The organism is Methylobacterium sp. AC315 (assembly GCF_979253755.1).
On sequence record NZ_CEEDEA010000002.1, the window covers coordinates 111035 to 123561 of the forward strand.

General features: G+C 70.4%; 17 protein-coding genes. 9 read left to right on the forward strand and 8 right to left on the reverse strand.

Going from position 1 to position 12527, the window contains the following annotated elements; translation table 11 throughout:
* The first annotated feature begins 42 nt into the window (after positions 1-42).
* From AC0IY0_RS03275 to AC0IY0_RS03305, 7 genes are all read left to right on the forward strand, one after another.
* Positions 43-414, forward strand: a complete 372-nt coding sequence (locus AC0IY0_RS03275) for a DUF2141 domain-containing protein (protein WP_147907555.1) — start codon at positions 43-45, stop codon at positions 412-414.
* A gap of 4 nt (positions 415-418) precedes the next feature.
* On the forward strand, positions 419-1399 hold the full coding sequence (locus tag AC0IY0_RS03280; RefSeq protein ID WP_471763071.1) for an ABC transporter ATP-binding protein: 981 nt from the start codon (positions 419-421) through the stop codon (positions 1397-1399).
* Positions 1396-2604 (forward strand): ABC transporter permease, encoded by a 1209-nt coding sequence (locus AC0IY0_RS03285; RefSeq protein ID WP_471763072.1) that lies wholly within the window; start codon positions 1396-1398, stop codon positions 2602-2604. Before AC0IY0_RS03280 ends, AC0IY0_RS03285 begins: the two co-directional genes overlap by 4 nt.
* Positions 2605-2710: 106 nt before the next feature.
* On the forward strand, positions 2711-3553 hold the full coding sequence (locus tag AC0IY0_RS03290) for a type 1 glutamine amidotransferase (protein ID WP_471763073.1): 843 nt from the start codon (positions 2711-2713) through the stop codon (positions 3551-3553).
* 103 nt (positions 3554-3656) lie between these two features.
* Positions 3657-5186: a phytoene desaturase family protein gene (locus tag AC0IY0_RS03295; RefSeq protein ID WP_471763074.1), complete on the forward strand. Its 1530-nt coding sequence runs from the start codon at positions 3657-3659 to the stop codon at positions 5184-5186.
* Between the two features lie 242 nt (positions 5187-5428).
* Positions 5429-6184 carry a lysophospholipid acyltransferase family protein gene (locus AC0IY0_RS03300; RefSeq protein ID WP_471763075.1) on the forward strand — a complete coding sequence of 252 codons (756 nt, stop codon included), beginning with the start codon at positions 5429-5431 and terminating at the stop codon, positions 6182-6184.
* On the forward strand, positions 6181-7317 hold the full coding sequence (locus AC0IY0_RS03305; protein ID WP_471763076.1) for a glycosyltransferase: 1137 nt from the start codon (positions 6181-6183) through the stop codon (positions 7315-7317). The genes AC0IY0_RS03300 and AC0IY0_RS03305 overlap by 4 nt, the downstream gene beginning before the upstream one ends.
* A 69-nt stretch (positions 7318-7386) precedes the next feature.
* Here the strand turns inward: AC0IY0_RS03305 and AC0IY0_RS03310 are convergent, their stop codons facing one another.
* The 5 genes from AC0IY0_RS03310 to cutA form a co-directional block, all read right to left on the reverse strand.
* Positions 7387-7995, reverse strand: a complete 609-nt coding sequence (locus AC0IY0_RS03310) for a cupin domain-containing protein (RefSeq protein WP_419829159.1) — start codon at positions 7993-7995, stop codon at positions 7387-7389.
* 217 nt (positions 7996-8212) lie between these two features.
* The gene (locus AC0IY0_RS03315) at positions 8213-8434 is read right to left on the reverse strand and encodes a hypothetical protein (protein ID WP_187278530.1); all 222 of its coding nucleotides are present in this window, start codon (positions 8432-8434) and stop codon (positions 8213-8215) included.
* Positions 8435-8549: 115 nt separating this feature from the next.
* Positions 8550-8984 carry a YybH family protein gene (locus AC0IY0_RS03320; RefSeq protein ID WP_147940617.1) on the reverse strand — a complete coding sequence of 145 codons (435 nt, stop codon included), beginning with the start codon at positions 8982-8984 and terminating at the stop codon, positions 8550-8552.
* A 32-nt stretch (positions 8985-9016) separates the two neighbouring features.
* Positions 9017-9508 carry a lipocalin-like domain-containing protein gene (locus AC0IY0_RS03325; RefSeq protein WP_147907522.1) on the reverse strand — a complete coding sequence of 164 codons (492 nt, stop codon included), beginning with the start codon at positions 9506-9508 and terminating at the stop codon, positions 9017-9019.
* A 175-nt stretch (positions 9509-9683) separates the two neighbouring features.
* Positions 9684-10016: a divalent-cation tolerance protein CutA gene (gene cutA / locus AC0IY0_RS03330; RefSeq protein ID WP_471763077.1), complete on the reverse strand. Its 333-nt coding sequence runs from the start codon at positions 10014-10016 to the stop codon at positions 9684-9686.
* A 146-nt stretch (positions 10017-10162) separates the two neighbouring features.
* On the opposite strand from cutA, the gene AC0IY0_RS03335 reads away from it, so the two are divergent.
* Both AC0IY0_RS03335 and AC0IY0_RS03340 read left to right on the forward strand, forming a co-directional pair.
* Positions 10163-10930 (forward strand): NAD kinase, encoded by a 768-nt coding sequence (locus AC0IY0_RS03335; protein ID WP_147907524.1) that lies wholly within the window; start codon positions 10163-10165, stop codon positions 10928-10930.
* A complete protein-coding gene (locus AC0IY0_RS03340; RefSeq protein ID WP_419829156.1) occupies positions 10927-11415 on the forward strand; it encodes a GNAT family N-acetyltransferase in 489 nt (162 codons plus the stop codon). Before AC0IY0_RS03335 ends, AC0IY0_RS03340 begins: the two co-directional genes overlap by 4 nt.
* 12 nt (positions 11416-11427) lie before the next feature.
* Here the strand turns inward: AC0IY0_RS03340 and AC0IY0_RS03345 are convergent, their stop codons facing one another.
* The 3 genes from AC0IY0_RS03345 to AC0IY0_RS03355 form a co-directional block, all read right to left on the reverse strand.
* Positions 11428-11628 (reverse strand): hypothetical protein, encoded by a 201-nt coding sequence (locus AC0IY0_RS03345; protein ID WP_147907526.1) that lies wholly within the window; start codon positions 11626-11628, stop codon positions 11428-11430.
* 133 nt (positions 11629-11761) lie between these two features.
* On the reverse strand, positions 11762-12130 hold the full coding sequence (locus AC0IY0_RS03350; RefSeq protein ID WP_147898657.1) for a DUF6481 family protein: 369 nt from the start codon (positions 12128-12130) through the stop codon (positions 11762-11764).
* Between the two features lie 109 nt (positions 12131-12239).
* Positions 12240-12449: a cold-shock protein gene (locus AC0IY0_RS03355; RefSeq protein WP_007568877.1), complete on the reverse strand. Its 210-nt coding sequence runs from the start codon at positions 12447-12449 to the stop codon at positions 12240-12242.
* Positions 12450-12527 lie beyond the last annotated feature (78 nt).

Genomic DNA, 12527 nt, shown 5'->3' on the forward strand with positions numbered 1-12527 from the left:
GCGGGTCTCTGCGCCCTCGCTCTGCTGTCCGGCTCGGCTGCGATGGCCGCGACCCTGCAGGTGGAGGTCGACGGCATCGAGCCCGGCGGCGGCCCGGTCCGGGTGGCCCTGTGCCAAGGTGGCTTGTCCGAACCGTTCTGTACCCGGGGCGACGAAGCGTCGGTCGCCGGGGGCCGGGCGCTGTTCGCCTTCCGGGACTTGGCTCCGGGCACCTACGCGGTGGCGGCTTTCCAGGACGGCAACGGCGACGGCCGGCTCGACCGGACCGGGCTCGGCCTCCCGCTCGAGCCCTACGGCTTCTCCGGCGCCGTCGCGCGCCGGGGGCGGCCGGACTTCTCCGATGCGGCTTTCGCACTCCAGGAGCCCGGCGCCGCCATAAGGGTCCGGCTCGCCCGCGCCCTGCCGCGGCGGTGACGGGGTGGACGGCAACCTCGTAAGGATCACGGGAGTCGGCCTCGACCTGCGCGGGCGGCGGGTGCTGGAACAGGTCGATCTCGACCTCGACGCGGCCGAGACCCTGGCGCTGCTGGGGCCGAACGGCGCCGGCAAGTCCTCTCTGATGCGTCTCGTGGCGGGCCGCCTCGCGCCCAGCGCCGGGACCGTACGGGTGGCCGGCGCGGATCCGTTCCGGGCGGGCAGCGCCCGCCGGAGCATCGGCTGGGTTCCCCAGGAGATCGCCCTCTACCCGCGCCTCACGGTCGCCGAGAACCTCGGCGTCTTCGGCCAGCTCGCGGGCGTGCCCCGCCGCGACCGGCGCGGGGCCGTCGCGGCGGCCCTTGAGATGGCGGACATCGCCGACGTCGCGCATCGCCCGGTCGGGGTGCTGTCCGGCGGCTACCGGCGCCGGGTCAACATCGCGGCGAGCCTGATGAATCGGCCCAGCCTCGTGCTGCTCGATGAGCCGACGAGCGGCGTCGACCTCGCCGCCCGGGCGGCGATCCACGCGGTTCTGGACCGGCTGAAGGCCGCCGGCACCGCGATCCTGATCGCCACCCACGATTTCGCCGAGGCCGAGCGCCTCGCCTCCCGGGTCGCGTTCCTGGCGCAGGGGCGGATCGTGCGCGCCGGGCGCCTCGCCGACCTGCTGGCGCAGCTGCGGGTCGGCGCGCCGGAACGGGAGCTGAGCCTTGCCCTGCCGGCGGACGCGGTCGCGGAGACCGTGCTGCGCCGCGGCGGGTTCGTGCCCGCCGAGCCGGACGGCCTGGTCTGGCGCTCGGTCGAGCGCTCCGGCCTCGACGGCGCCGCCCTGCTCGGGGCGCTACGCGCGCAGGGGGTTCCTGTGGCCGAGGTGCGGGTCCGCGCCCCGCGGCTGGAGGCGCTGTATCTCGATGCGATCCGGCCCCGGGACGTCGCGGGCCGCGCGGCCTCCGAGCCGCGCCGGGCGGGGGCCGCCGGATGATCGGCGCCGCGTTCCGGGTGATGGCGTTGAGCCTCCTGCGCGACCGCGCCGCGCTGGTGATGGCCTTCGTGCTGCCCACCGTGATCTTCTCGATCTTCGCGGCGATCTTCTCCGGGGCGACCGGTGACCGGATCCGCATCCATCTCGGGCTCGCCGACATCGCCCGGACGGCAGCCACGCAGCGCCTCGCCGACGCCCTGGTGGCCGACCCGTCCCTGCGGGTCACCCGCCTGCCCGCAACCGATCTGGCGGAGGTGACCCGGGCGGTGCGTTCCGGCGCGGTCGACGTGGCCCTGGTGCTCCGCGGCGACCTGATCGCCGCCCCGGCGGATGCCCCGCCCGGCCCCGCGGACCAGCCCGTGGTGCTGGTCGAGAACCCCGCAAAGGCGCTCGCCACCCCCATCGCGCTGGGCCAGCTGCAGCGCGTGCTGAACGAGGCGCTGCCCGACGTCGTGCTCTCGCGCATCGTCGCCGACGTGGAGCGCACCGGAAAGATCGGCCCGGACGAGCGACGCTTCCTCGACGAGGCTTTCGCCGAGCAGCGCGCCAGGAAGGAGCCGTTCAGCTTCGCCTCGCTGGTCGAGCGCCGGAGCACCGCCGCCGGCACCGCCAATGCCCGGGTCAGCTATTACGCCGGCGCGATCACCGCGGTGTTCCTGCTGTTTGCCGCCATGCAGGGGGCGCTCTCGCTGGTCGAGGAGCGGGAAACCGGTATCGCGGAGCGCCTGATGGCCGGACCCGGTGGCCTGCCGGTGGTGGTGCTCGGCAAGTTCGGATTTCTGACGCTGCAGGGCATGGTCCAGGCCGGGCTGATCTTCCTGGCCGCCGGGCTGCTCTACGGCGTCGAGATCGGCCCACACTGGACGGCCTTCCTCACCGCCTGCCTGCTGGTCTCGGCCATGGCCGCGGGCCTGGCGCTCGCCGCCTGCGCGCTGGCCGCGTCCCGCCAGCAGGCCCACCTCGCCTCGACCTTCGGGGTACTGCTGCTCTCCGCCGTCGGCGGCTCGATGGTGCCGCGCTTCCTGATGCCGCCGTGGCTGCAACAGGCCGGCTGGCTCACCCCGAACGCCTGGGCGATCGAGGCCTATCAGAACGCGCTGGGCGAGGGCTTCGGCTCCGCCGCCCCGGCCTTCTCGGTGCTGCTGGCGCTGACCTTGTGCGGGTTAGGGCTTGCGCTCGGCCTGGTGGCACGGCGGACCGTCTGATCGGACCACCGCGCCGCGACGATCCGCGCGGCGCCTGCGACCAGCCGTCCCCGGACAGGGCGTGGCCGTTCGGGCAGGGTCCGCATCCGTACAAAGTGAGAACGCCATGCTCCGCCTGCTCATCGCCGACGGCAACGATCGGGCCGCCCGCGAGCGGCATGTCGCGGCGACGGGCCGGACCTCGGCCGAGTCCTACGCCGTGGTGGTTCACGACTTCGCCCCCGAGACGGCGTGTCGATTTCTCAACCCGGCCGATGCTGACGCGGACCTGCCGCAGGACCTGTCGGACTTCGACGGGCTGATCTTCACCGGCTCGACCCTGAAGGTCTCTGAGGGCACGCCGGCGGTGACTCGCCAGCTCGATCTGATGCGGGCTGCCCTGGAGGCGGGGCTCGCGGTGTTCGGATCCTGCTGGGGCGTGCAGGTCGCCGCGACCGTGGCCGGCGGGCACGCGGCCGAGAATCCGCGTGGGCCGGAATACGGCTTCGCCCGGGCGATCACCCCGACCCAGGAAGGCCGGACCCACCCGCTGCTGGCCGGCCGACCGGCGGTCTGGGACGCTCCCGCGATCCACTCGGACGCGGTGCTGGAGCCGCCCCCGGGTGCGCGGGTTCTGGCCGGCAACCGGGTGCTGGGCGTCCAGGCCATCGAGATCCGGCACGGGGCCGGCTGGTTCTGGGGCACGCAGTACCACCCCGAACTCGACCTCGAGGAGGTCGCCGCGATGCTGCGCCTCTGCGATACCGCGATCGTCGAGGCCGGCTTCGCCGCGGATCCGGGCGCGGTGGCGGCCTATGCCGACGAAATCGCGGGCCTTCAGGGCGAGGATCTCGAGGCCGCGCGGCGCCTCGCCTGGCGCCACGGCCTCGGCCCGGAGGTGCTCGACGCACCCCTGCGCCGTCGCGAGATCGGTAACTTCCTGGCCCAGCTGTCCACAAACAAGGCCTGACCGGCCAGTACCGCGACCGGGTGGCGCGTTGACCCACGAGGTCTCGCGTCTAGCTTCGCAATGCGGGCAGCGCTCTGACGGGCCCGGGGAGCAACCTATCAGGATGAGTCAGGATTCGACGGTCGCCGTGATCGGCAGCGGGCTCGGCGGACTCGCGGCCGCGTGCGTGGCTGCGGCGCGCGGCCACCGCGTCACGGTCTACGACAAGAACGGCTGGCTCGGTGGCAAGGCGGCGGTGCTGCACGAAGGCGGCTTCCGCTTCGACATGGGCCCGACCATCCTGACGGTGCCGCGGGTGCTGGAACGGATCTTCACCGAGGCCGGCCGCTCGGTCCACGACTACATGGACCTGCGCCGCCTCGACCCGCAATGGCGCTGCTTCTTCGACGACGGCTCCCGCATCGATCTGATGCAGGATATCGAGCGGATGGCCGGCGACATGGATCGCTTCGCCCCGGGCAGCGGCGACGGCTACAAGAAGTTTCTTTCCATTTCCGAACATCTCCACGGCGTGTCCGAAAAATTCTTCTTCTGGAAGCCGGTCGAGGATCTGTTCGACACGATCAACATTCGGGCCAACATGAACCCCGGCACCCTGCGCGACGTGCTGTCCCTGCGGATGCACGCCTCGGTCGCCTCGACGATCCGCGGCAAGGTCAAGGATGCGCGCCTCGCGCAGATGCTCGACCACTTCGTGCAATACGTCGGCTCCTCGCCCTACGGCGCCCCCGCGGTGCTCTGCGCCATCGCCCACATGCAGACGGCGGACGGGGTCTGGTACCCGATGGGCGGCACCCGCGCGGTGGCCGAGGGCCTGGCCAAGCTCGCGCAGGAGCTCGGGGCCACCTGCAAGACCGACACTGAGGTCACCGGGATCGAGACCGCCAACGGTGCTGTCCGCGGCATTCGCACCCAGGAGGGTGTCACGCCCTTCGACGCCGTGATCTCGAACATGGATTCGGTCCGCACCTACCGCGAGCTGGTGGGTGGCGCCGCCGGCAGGGCCTACGAGAAGAAGAACCCCGAGCCGGCCTGCTCGGGCGTGGTGCTCTATCTCGGCCTGAACAAGCGCTACGAGCACCTGAACCACCACGACTTCGTCTTCTCCCGCGACCCCGAGGAGGAGTTCGACTACATCTACAACAAGGGCGAGCCGGCCCCGGACCCGACCGCCTACCTCGCAGCCCCCTCCTCCACCGACCCGAGCGTCGCGCCGGAAGGCGGCGAGGCCCTCTACGTCCTGGTGCACACGCCCTACCTGCGCCCGCACCACGATTGGCGTCCGGACGGCCCCCTGTTCCAGAACTACCGGCGGACCATCCTGGACAAGCTCAAGCGCACCGCCGGAATGCCCGACCTGGAGGAGCGCATCGTCGTCGAGCGCCACCTGACCCCGCAGGACATCCACGAGCGCTACCGGGTGCTTAACGGCGCGATCTACGGCTTGGCCTCGCACGGCCGGGTAATGGGGGCGTTTAAGCCCGGCAACCGCTCGCGGCAGGTGCGCGGCCTCTACCTCGCCGGCGGCGCCGCCCATCCCGGCCCCGGCATGCCGATGGTGATGATGTCGGGCTGGATCGCAGCCGACGCGCATGACCAGGACGCGCGCGGAACGCTGCGCGCCTCGGCGTGAGGTCCACTCTACCCTCCCCTCCCCCCTCTGCGGGGGAGGGTGGCCCTCGCGTCAGCGTGGGCCGGGAGAGGGGCAGCGCGACGGTACGGGATGAGGCGATTGTCGCGACTTTTCCAGAAGCCTCGCTCCCCTCTCCCGACCCGCTTCGCGGGCCACCCTCCCCCGCAGAGGGGGGAGGGAAACAGCGGCGCCGTACGCTGCCCGCGCCCCTGCGCCCGGTCTCGCCCCCGATCCGCCGCTTCATGGAGGCGTGGTTCGAGCGCTACCTGCACCGACACTTCGACGCGCTACGCCTGCCGCACTGGAGCCTGCCACCGGACCAGGACCATCCTGGCCCGCTGGTGATCTATTCCAACCACCCTGCGTGGTGGGATGCGGCGGTGATCATCGTCTTGTCCGGCCGGCTGTACCCGGGTCGCGAGAACCGGGCGCCGTTCGACGCCGCCATGCTGGCGCGCTACCGGGTGTTCGAGCGGATCGGGGCCTTCGGGGTCGACCTCGACAGTCCCCGGGGCGCCGCACAGTTCCTGGCCGCCGCGCGGGCGATCCTGACGCGATCCGGCACGGCCCTCTGGATCACCGCGCAAGGGCGCTTCGTCGACACCCGCGTCCGGCCCCTGGGCCTGCGCCCGGGGGTGGCCCGGCTGGCCGAGATGGCCCCTAACGCGCTGTTCGTGCCGCTCGCCCTCGAATACGCCTTCTGGGATGAGCGCGGGGCAGAGGCCTTCGCGGCCTTCGGGCCGGGGATCTCGGGCGCGGAGTTGGCGGCCCTGTCGCGGACGGACCGGCTCGCCCGCCTGGAAGCCGACCTGACCGCGACCCTCGACCGGCTCAGCAGCGACGTGATCAGCCGCGAGCCGGAACGCTTCCGGGCCCTGGTCGCGGGCCGCAAGGGCGTCGGCGGCGTCTACGATCTCTGGCGGCGCCTCGCCGCGCGGCTCGCCGGGCGCCGCTTCGATCCGGCCCACCGGGCCCGCGACGGGGAGCCCGGGCGATGATCGACCCGATCCTCACGGCGCTGGCCGTCGTCTGCCTGTTCACGGCTGCCCTACCGGCGGTCCTGACGGCGGTGAACCTGTTCGCCCTGCGCCGGCCCGCCCCGGTGGCCGACCGCGACCTGGTCTCGATCCTGATCCCGGCACGCAACGAGGCCGGCAACATCGCCGGGACTGTGCGGGCCGCCCTCGCCAGCATTGCCGTGCCCGTCGAGGTGATCGTCGGCGACGACCATTCCACGGACGGGACCGCCGAGATCGTGCGCGGCCTCGGCGATGCGCGCCTGCGCGTCGTCCCGGTGCCGCCGCTGCCCGAGGGCTGGACCGGCAAGAACCACGCCTGCGCCCATATCGCCGGGCTCGCCGACGGCCGCCACCTCCTGTTCATCGACGCGGATGTCCGCCTGGAGCCCGAGGCCGCCGCGTCGCTCGTCGCCCAGGCACGACGTGCCGGCGCGGCACTGGTCAGCGGCGTTCCCCGGCAGCGCACAGAGACGCTCGGCGAGATGCTCACCGTGCCGATGATCGACTTCCTGCTCATCGGCTTCCTGCCAGTGCCGCTGATGCGCCGCCGCCCGGATCCAGCCCTGGGCGCGGCCTGCGGGCAGCTCATCCTGTTCGAGCGCGCGGCCTATGCGGCGATCGGCGGCCACGGCGCGATCCGCGGTTTCCTGCATGACGGCGTGCGCCTGCCCCGGCTCCTGCGCGCGGCCGGCTACCGCACCGACCTCGTGGCCGGCGCCGGTCTCGCGACCTGTCGGATGTATCGGGGCTTCGGGGAGGCCTGGGCCGGGTTCTCTAAGAACGCGCATGAGGGCATGGCCACGCCCCGGGCCCTGCCGGTCTGGACCCTGCTCCTGGGCTGCGGCCAGATCCTGCCGCCGCTCTTGGTGCTGGCCGGGCTGCTCGAGCTGATCCCGCCGCTGGCCCTGACGGCGGCCGCCGCGGCCTGTGCGCTGTCGCTTGGAACCCGGGCGGCGATCACCCTGGCGGTGCGGGCACCGGTGGCGACGATCCCGCTGCACCCGGCGGCCGTGCTGGTAGCGCTGGCGATCCAGTGGAACGTGCTGCTGCGGGGCGGCCGGGCCGGCGCCGCCACCTGGAAGGGCCGCACCTACCCGGTCAGCGGCGCCTGAATGGCTTTGACGATCCGGCGGCGCGTGTCCGCCGGATCGCATCCGTCGGCGGTCAGGTCAGCCCGACGATCACCGCGCGGTTGGCTGGCACGGCTCGACCGAGCGCTTCCCCTTCCGAGGCTTCAGCGACACGATCAGCTGGACGTTCGGCACGTCGCCGACCTGCCGGGTCAGGTGCCCGACATGACCCTCCGGTCCCTGGGGGGTGGATCCGGTATCGGCGTTGAACTCCACCTCACCGGGCCCCTGCTCCAGCACGGACCCGTCCGTCGCCTCCACCGACCAGCGCCCCGACAGGGTGATCACCCATTGCGGGCCGGGGGCGGTGTGCCAGGTGCCGACGTAGCCGACCGGCAGGATCGCGTACTTGACCGACGCAACCTCGCCCGGCGGGAAGCCGACATACTGAGGCGCGGCGGGCGGCGCGTAGCTCTTGAAGATGAAGTTCTTGAGGTCGCAATACTGGACGTGGCTCTGGCCCTTGGCGTCGGCGTAGAGGGTGCCGTAGCGGAGCGCCGGCGGATTGGCCGCCGTCAGCCCGGCCGGGCCCGACGGGGCCGCCTCGATGGTCATCAGCGGCTCGCTCGGCTTGCCGCCAGCCGCCAGCACGGCCGTCCCACCCGCACCGGAAGCCAGCAGCACCATCGCGATGCGGCCGGCGGTCTTGAATGCCTTCATGGTCTCGACGTCCCGAGTTCGCGGCGCCGAAGACGACGCCACGCGCCCTATAGTCGCGGCCATCGGAGAGACCAAATCAAAGGGCCGGTACTATATGCAGACCGTCCAATTCAATCCCAAGATATCAGCTTGAATATGAAGTTTATCCTCAAGTGATTCGTGATACATCTTGATTTTTTCGTGGAACGTCGAATTCAGATCCTGAGCCGCAACCCTGTCATCGGCGCATGGCATCGTCGGGCCGGGCTGCCTCGTGGCGGCCGACGCCGATCTGCGCGCGGGCTGCTGGCTGGAAGCGGAGAGCATCGTCGGCCCAGGCGCGGAGCTGAAATCCGCCTTCCTGTTCGCCGGGGCGGCCGCCGCACAGTTCAACGTCGTCGGCGACAGTATCCTGGGCGCGAACCTGAACCTGGAGGCCGGCGCGATCATCGCCAATCACCGCAACGAGGCGCCGGACCGGCCGATCGCGCTCCGGCTGGCTGGCTGGCGTGTCGAGACCGGAACGCCGTGGTGCCGCGCCTCGGTTTGGCCGACCAGGGTGGTTGAGGCGCCGCTCAGTTCCAGGTGTGCAGCACCGTCCGCCAACCATCCTTTTGCCGTTCGAGGACGTTCACCCAGTTACCCTCGAACTTCTTCTTGGAGCCGCCTTCCACCGGACCGGTCATCTCCCAGCGTCCCGAAACGATGAGCAGGTTGTCCTTCGCGACCGCGTTCTTCACCGTCGTCTTGTGGTCGTCCCAGCCCTTCGCCTTCAGGCCGGAGAAGAATTTCTGGATGCCGTCGCGGGTCTGGGTCGCGCCCTTCGTCACCACGAGGGCGTCGGGCGCGTAGAGCTTGCCCAGCGTCTCCATGTCGTCGCGGTTGTAGGCCTCGTCCCACTTGGTCGCCGCGCTCTGGGCATCGGCCTCCAACGCTTCCGCCAGGCACAAGCCGGGCAGGATCGCGGCGGCAGCGAAAACCAGGACCGGCAGAACGTAATTGCGGGGCATGATGTCCTCCCAAGACTGCTGCGAACAGGAAATCAGGGAACTTTCTCCCAAACCAGCGTGATGATGCTCAGCCTCCCGTCGACGTTGAACTTGAACGGCGTGGTTGTGTAGACGAGTTGCCGCCCCCGTTGCTCGACCTGCCGAACCTGCGAGGTCCCCGTCCAGGCCTCGTTCCACGACGTATCAATGCTATGGGTGACGCGGTCGGCCTCGAAACGGTACGTCCCCGCATAGGCGAAGAACGTCCTGTGCAGGTGGACCCGATCCGCATCGGACATTGCCTCGTTGGCGGCGGGCCTGTTGCGCCCTTCGAAGGCGCAGACCACCATCATCCGTCCATCGCGGCCGTAGGTGATCCAGCCATTCGGCTTCGGGCCGCCATAGGCGTCCACGACTTCTCCGGTCTCGACGATCTTGCGCGTGGCGGTGACGAGCCGCCAGGTTCCGACCACCTCGTCGGCCTCCAGGGCATGCGCGTCCGGCAGGCCGACGCCGATCGCTAGGATTGCAAACAATCCCCTCATCGCGAATCACCGCAAGTCGTGGAGGCGCATACGCGGCACGCCTCCCTTCGAATGCAGCATTGAACGATTAGGAAGTCAATTCTTATTGCACAAATATTGCAGACACCGAGCACCAGCATTCAGCGAATGTCTGGATACTTCGCCGTGAGACCTGGTGCGGGTGCGGCGGCCCAGCTTACTCTGTGCCTTCGGCTCCGGTCTCGGACAGGATCCAGGCGGCGGTGTCGGCATCGGCGCCCGCGATCGGCCAATGCAGGATGATCGGCGTCTCGTAGGGATGACGCGCCTTCAGGGCGGCCGACAGGACATCGGCCAGGCCCTCACGGCTCTCGAGGATCGCCGCGACCTCTTCACCCCGTTCCACCGCGCCCTTCCAGCTGTAGACCGACAACATCCCGGGCAGGACGTTGATGCAGGCGATGAGGCGCTCGCGGACCAGGGCCTCGCCGATATTCAGCGCTGAGGCGGCGTCGGGAAAGGTGGTGTAGACGAGGAGCGGACGCTCCATGCTATGCCTCCAGGATCGCGCATGTGCCCGAGGAGTCAGACGCATGCGGGGCACCGACGTCAACCGGGCGGTTCGCTCATCAGACTGGAGCCGTGACGTGACCCCCGACGCGACCTCGACGCGCCTGCCCGGCATCGCCTGACGCCATGCCGACATCCAAGAAGATCGCTTTCGTCGCGAGCCCCACCGGGTATGCCCGCGAGGCCGCCGCCGCCCTGATGCGGCGCTACGATCACGTCTCTCCCGAGGAGGCGGATGTCGTGGTCGCGCTCGGCGGCGACGGGCTCATGCTGCAGGTGCTGCACCGTTTCATGGATCGGCCGAAACCGATCTACGGGATGAACCGCGGCACGGTCGGCTTCCTGATGAACGAGTTCCGGGATGACGATCTCCTGGAGCACCTGGAAGCCGCCCAGCGCAGCGTGATCCACCCGCTGGTGATGGACGTGACCGACACGGAGGGCCGCAGCCACCGGGCCCGGGCGATCAACGAAGTCTATCTGCTGCGCCAGACGCACCAGACGGCCAAGCTGAAGATCGCCGTGGACGGGCATGTGCGGCTGGACCTGCTGATCGCCGACGGCGTGCTGGTCGCAACCGCGGCCGGCTCGACCGCCTACAATCTCTCGGTCGGCGGCCCGATCCTGCCGCTCGACGCCAAGCTCCTGGCGCTGACCCCGATCTCGGCGTTCCGCCCCCGGCGCTGGCGCGGCGCCCTGCTGCCGGATTACGCGAAGATCCGGATCGACGTTCTCGACGCCCCACACCGCCCGGTGGCCGCAGTCGCCGACCACACCGAGTTCCGGCGGGTCTGCACGGTAGAGACCTCGCTGGACCGCGCCACAGAGCTCGTGCTGCTGCACGATCCCGGGCACAGCCTCGACGAGCGCATCCTGCGCGAGCAGTTCGGTTGAGCCCGGAGATCAGACCGGCGCGCGCCTCGGACCACGGGGCGATCGCCCGGATCATCGTGCCGACGGTACGGGCGGGTGAGACCTACGCGCTCGATCATCGGCTCGGCGAGGTCGAGGCCGTCGCCTATTGGACCGGCGCGGATCGCGAAACTTTCGTCGCCGAACGGGACGGGGCGGTGCGCGGCACCTATTACCTGCGCGCCAATCAGGCGGGCGGCGGGGCCCATGTCGCCAATTGCGGCTTCATGACCGACCCGGCTGCAGCCGGTCTCGGCATCGGCAGGGCGATGGGCCTGCACGCCCTCGATCGGGCGCGCGAGCGCGGTTTCGCGGCGATGCAATTCAACTTCGTGATTTCGACGAACCTGCGGGCCGTTGCACTGTGGCAGAGCCTCGGGTTCGACATTGTCGGCCGACTTCCGGACGCATTCCGGCATCCGGGTCTCGGCTTGGTCGACGCACTGGTGATGTATCGCAAGCTTTGAACGACGAGCCGATCAGAGACGCGAGACAGCCACCAGCTCGCTCTCGCGAATCGCACGCTCGCCGGCTTCCGTACGGATCCGGTAGGAACGCTCGCCGGTCTGATCCTCGGGCATGAGACGAAGGATCTCGAACACCTCGCCGCCGCCCTTGTCGCCCGGTAGCCCGAGCTGCACCCGGCAGACGCGCTGGCCGATCTTGAATTTGTGGGTCATGCCAAGCTCCTGAGGCGGGGTCTCGAACGGGGCGCTCGAGGGCGGCCGACCGCATCGCGATCGGACCGGTCCCCAATGTCTTGATGCTCACGCGCCCGCGTGCCGGATCGGCAGCCGCTTCGGCGTTGAGACCTTACCGCTTCTTGGCCGCCTTGGCCTTGCGTGCAAGGTAGCGTGCATCGCGCTGGAGCTTCTGCTCGGCCTGGAGGGCCTTGGCACGCTCCTGGGCGGCGAGCTGCTCGGCAGCCTTGCGCTCGGCCTCGGCCTGACGCTCGGCCTCGGCCTGGGCGGCGGCACGCGCGAGGTCTGCCTCGCGCTGGGCGGCGCGCTCGGACGCGCGGGCCTCGCGGGCATCAACCACGGCGCGGCGCGCGGACTGGCGGGCGAGGACGGCCGGATCATCGGCAGTCGGGCGAGCCCGGAACCGGGCCAGCATCTCGGACCGCGCCTTGGCAGCGGCCTCCAGTCGATCGACGACGCCTTGCTTGTTCGGAAAGCTCACAGACACTCCTGAGTTGGGCGCGGCGGGCCGCCGTCACCCCGGGATCGAATGCAGATACGAAGAAGCCGCTCCCTCGGGAGCGGCTTCAACACGGGCCGTCTAGCGGCGATCAGACCGTCTGAAGCTGGCCGGCCGACTCCTTGCCGCTGCGGCGGTCGGTTTCCAGCTCGTAAGAGACCTTCTGGCCCTCGTTCAGGCCACGCAGGCCGGCGCGCTCGACAGCCGAGACGTGAACGAACACGTCCTTGCCGCCGTCATCCGGCTGGATGAAGCCGTAGCCCTTGGTCTCGTTGAACCACTTGACGGTTCCGGTGCTCATGGAATTCCTCGATCTTCGCAGGCGTAGTGAGAAATGGCATCCGCTCGTAAAAGCAAATGCCGGTATCGACCGATAGCG

Bases quoted from the DNA above. Each gene is read 5' to 3' on its own strand.
- AC0IY0_RS03275 (WP_147907555.1), top strand. From the start codon at position 43: ATGGCCGCGACCCTGCAGGTGGAGGTCGACGGCATCGAGCCCGGCGGC.
- AC0IY0_RS03285 (WP_471763072.1), top strand. From the start codon at position 1,396: ATGATCGGCGCCGCGTTCCGGGTGATGGCGTTGAGCCTCCTGCGCGAC.
- AC0IY0_RS03290 (WP_471763073.1), top strand. From the start codon at position 2,711: ATGCTCCGCCTGCTCATCGCCGACGGCAACGATCGGGCCGCCCGCGAG.
- AC0IY0_RS03295 (WP_471763074.1), top strand. From the start codon at position 3,657: ATGAGTCAGGATTCGACGGTCGCCGTGATCGGCAGCGGGCTCGGCGGA.
- AC0IY0_RS03300 (WP_471763075.1), top strand. From the start codon at position 5,429: ATGGAGGCGTGGTTCGAGCGCTACCTGCACCGACACTTCGACGCGCTA.
- AC0IY0_RS03305 (WP_471763076.1), top strand. From the start codon at position 6,181: ATGATCGACCCGATCCTCACGGCGCTGGCCGTCGTCTGCCTGTTCACG.
- AC0IY0_RS03310 (WP_419829159.1), bottom strand. From the start codon at position 7,995: ATGAAGGCATTCAAGACCGCCGGCCGCATCGCGATGGTGCTGCTGGCT.
- AC0IY0_RS03320 (WP_147940617.1), bottom strand. From the start codon at position 8,984: ATGCCCCGCAATTACGTTCTGCCGGTCCTGGTTTTCGCTGCCGCCGCG.
- AC0IY0_RS03325 (WP_147907522.1), bottom strand. From the start codon at position 9,508: ATGAGGGGATTGTTTGCAATCCTAGCGATCGGCGTCGGCCTGCCGGAC.
- cutA (WP_471763077.1), bottom strand. From the start codon at position 10,016: ATGGAGCGTCCGCTCCTCGTCTACACCACCTTTCCCGACGCCGCCTCA.
- AC0IY0_RS03335 (WP_147907524.1), top strand. From the start codon at position 10,163: ATGCCGACATCCAAGAAGATCGCTTTCGTCGCGAGCCCCACCGGGTAT.
- AC0IY0_RS03345 (WP_147907526.1), bottom strand. From the start codon at position 11,628: ATGACCCACAAATTCAAGATCGGCCAGCGCGTCTGCCGGGTGCAGCTC.
- AC0IY0_RS03355 (WP_007568877.1), bottom strand. From the start codon at position 12,449: ATGAGCACCGGAACCGTCAAGTGGTTCAACGAGACCAAGGGCTACGGC.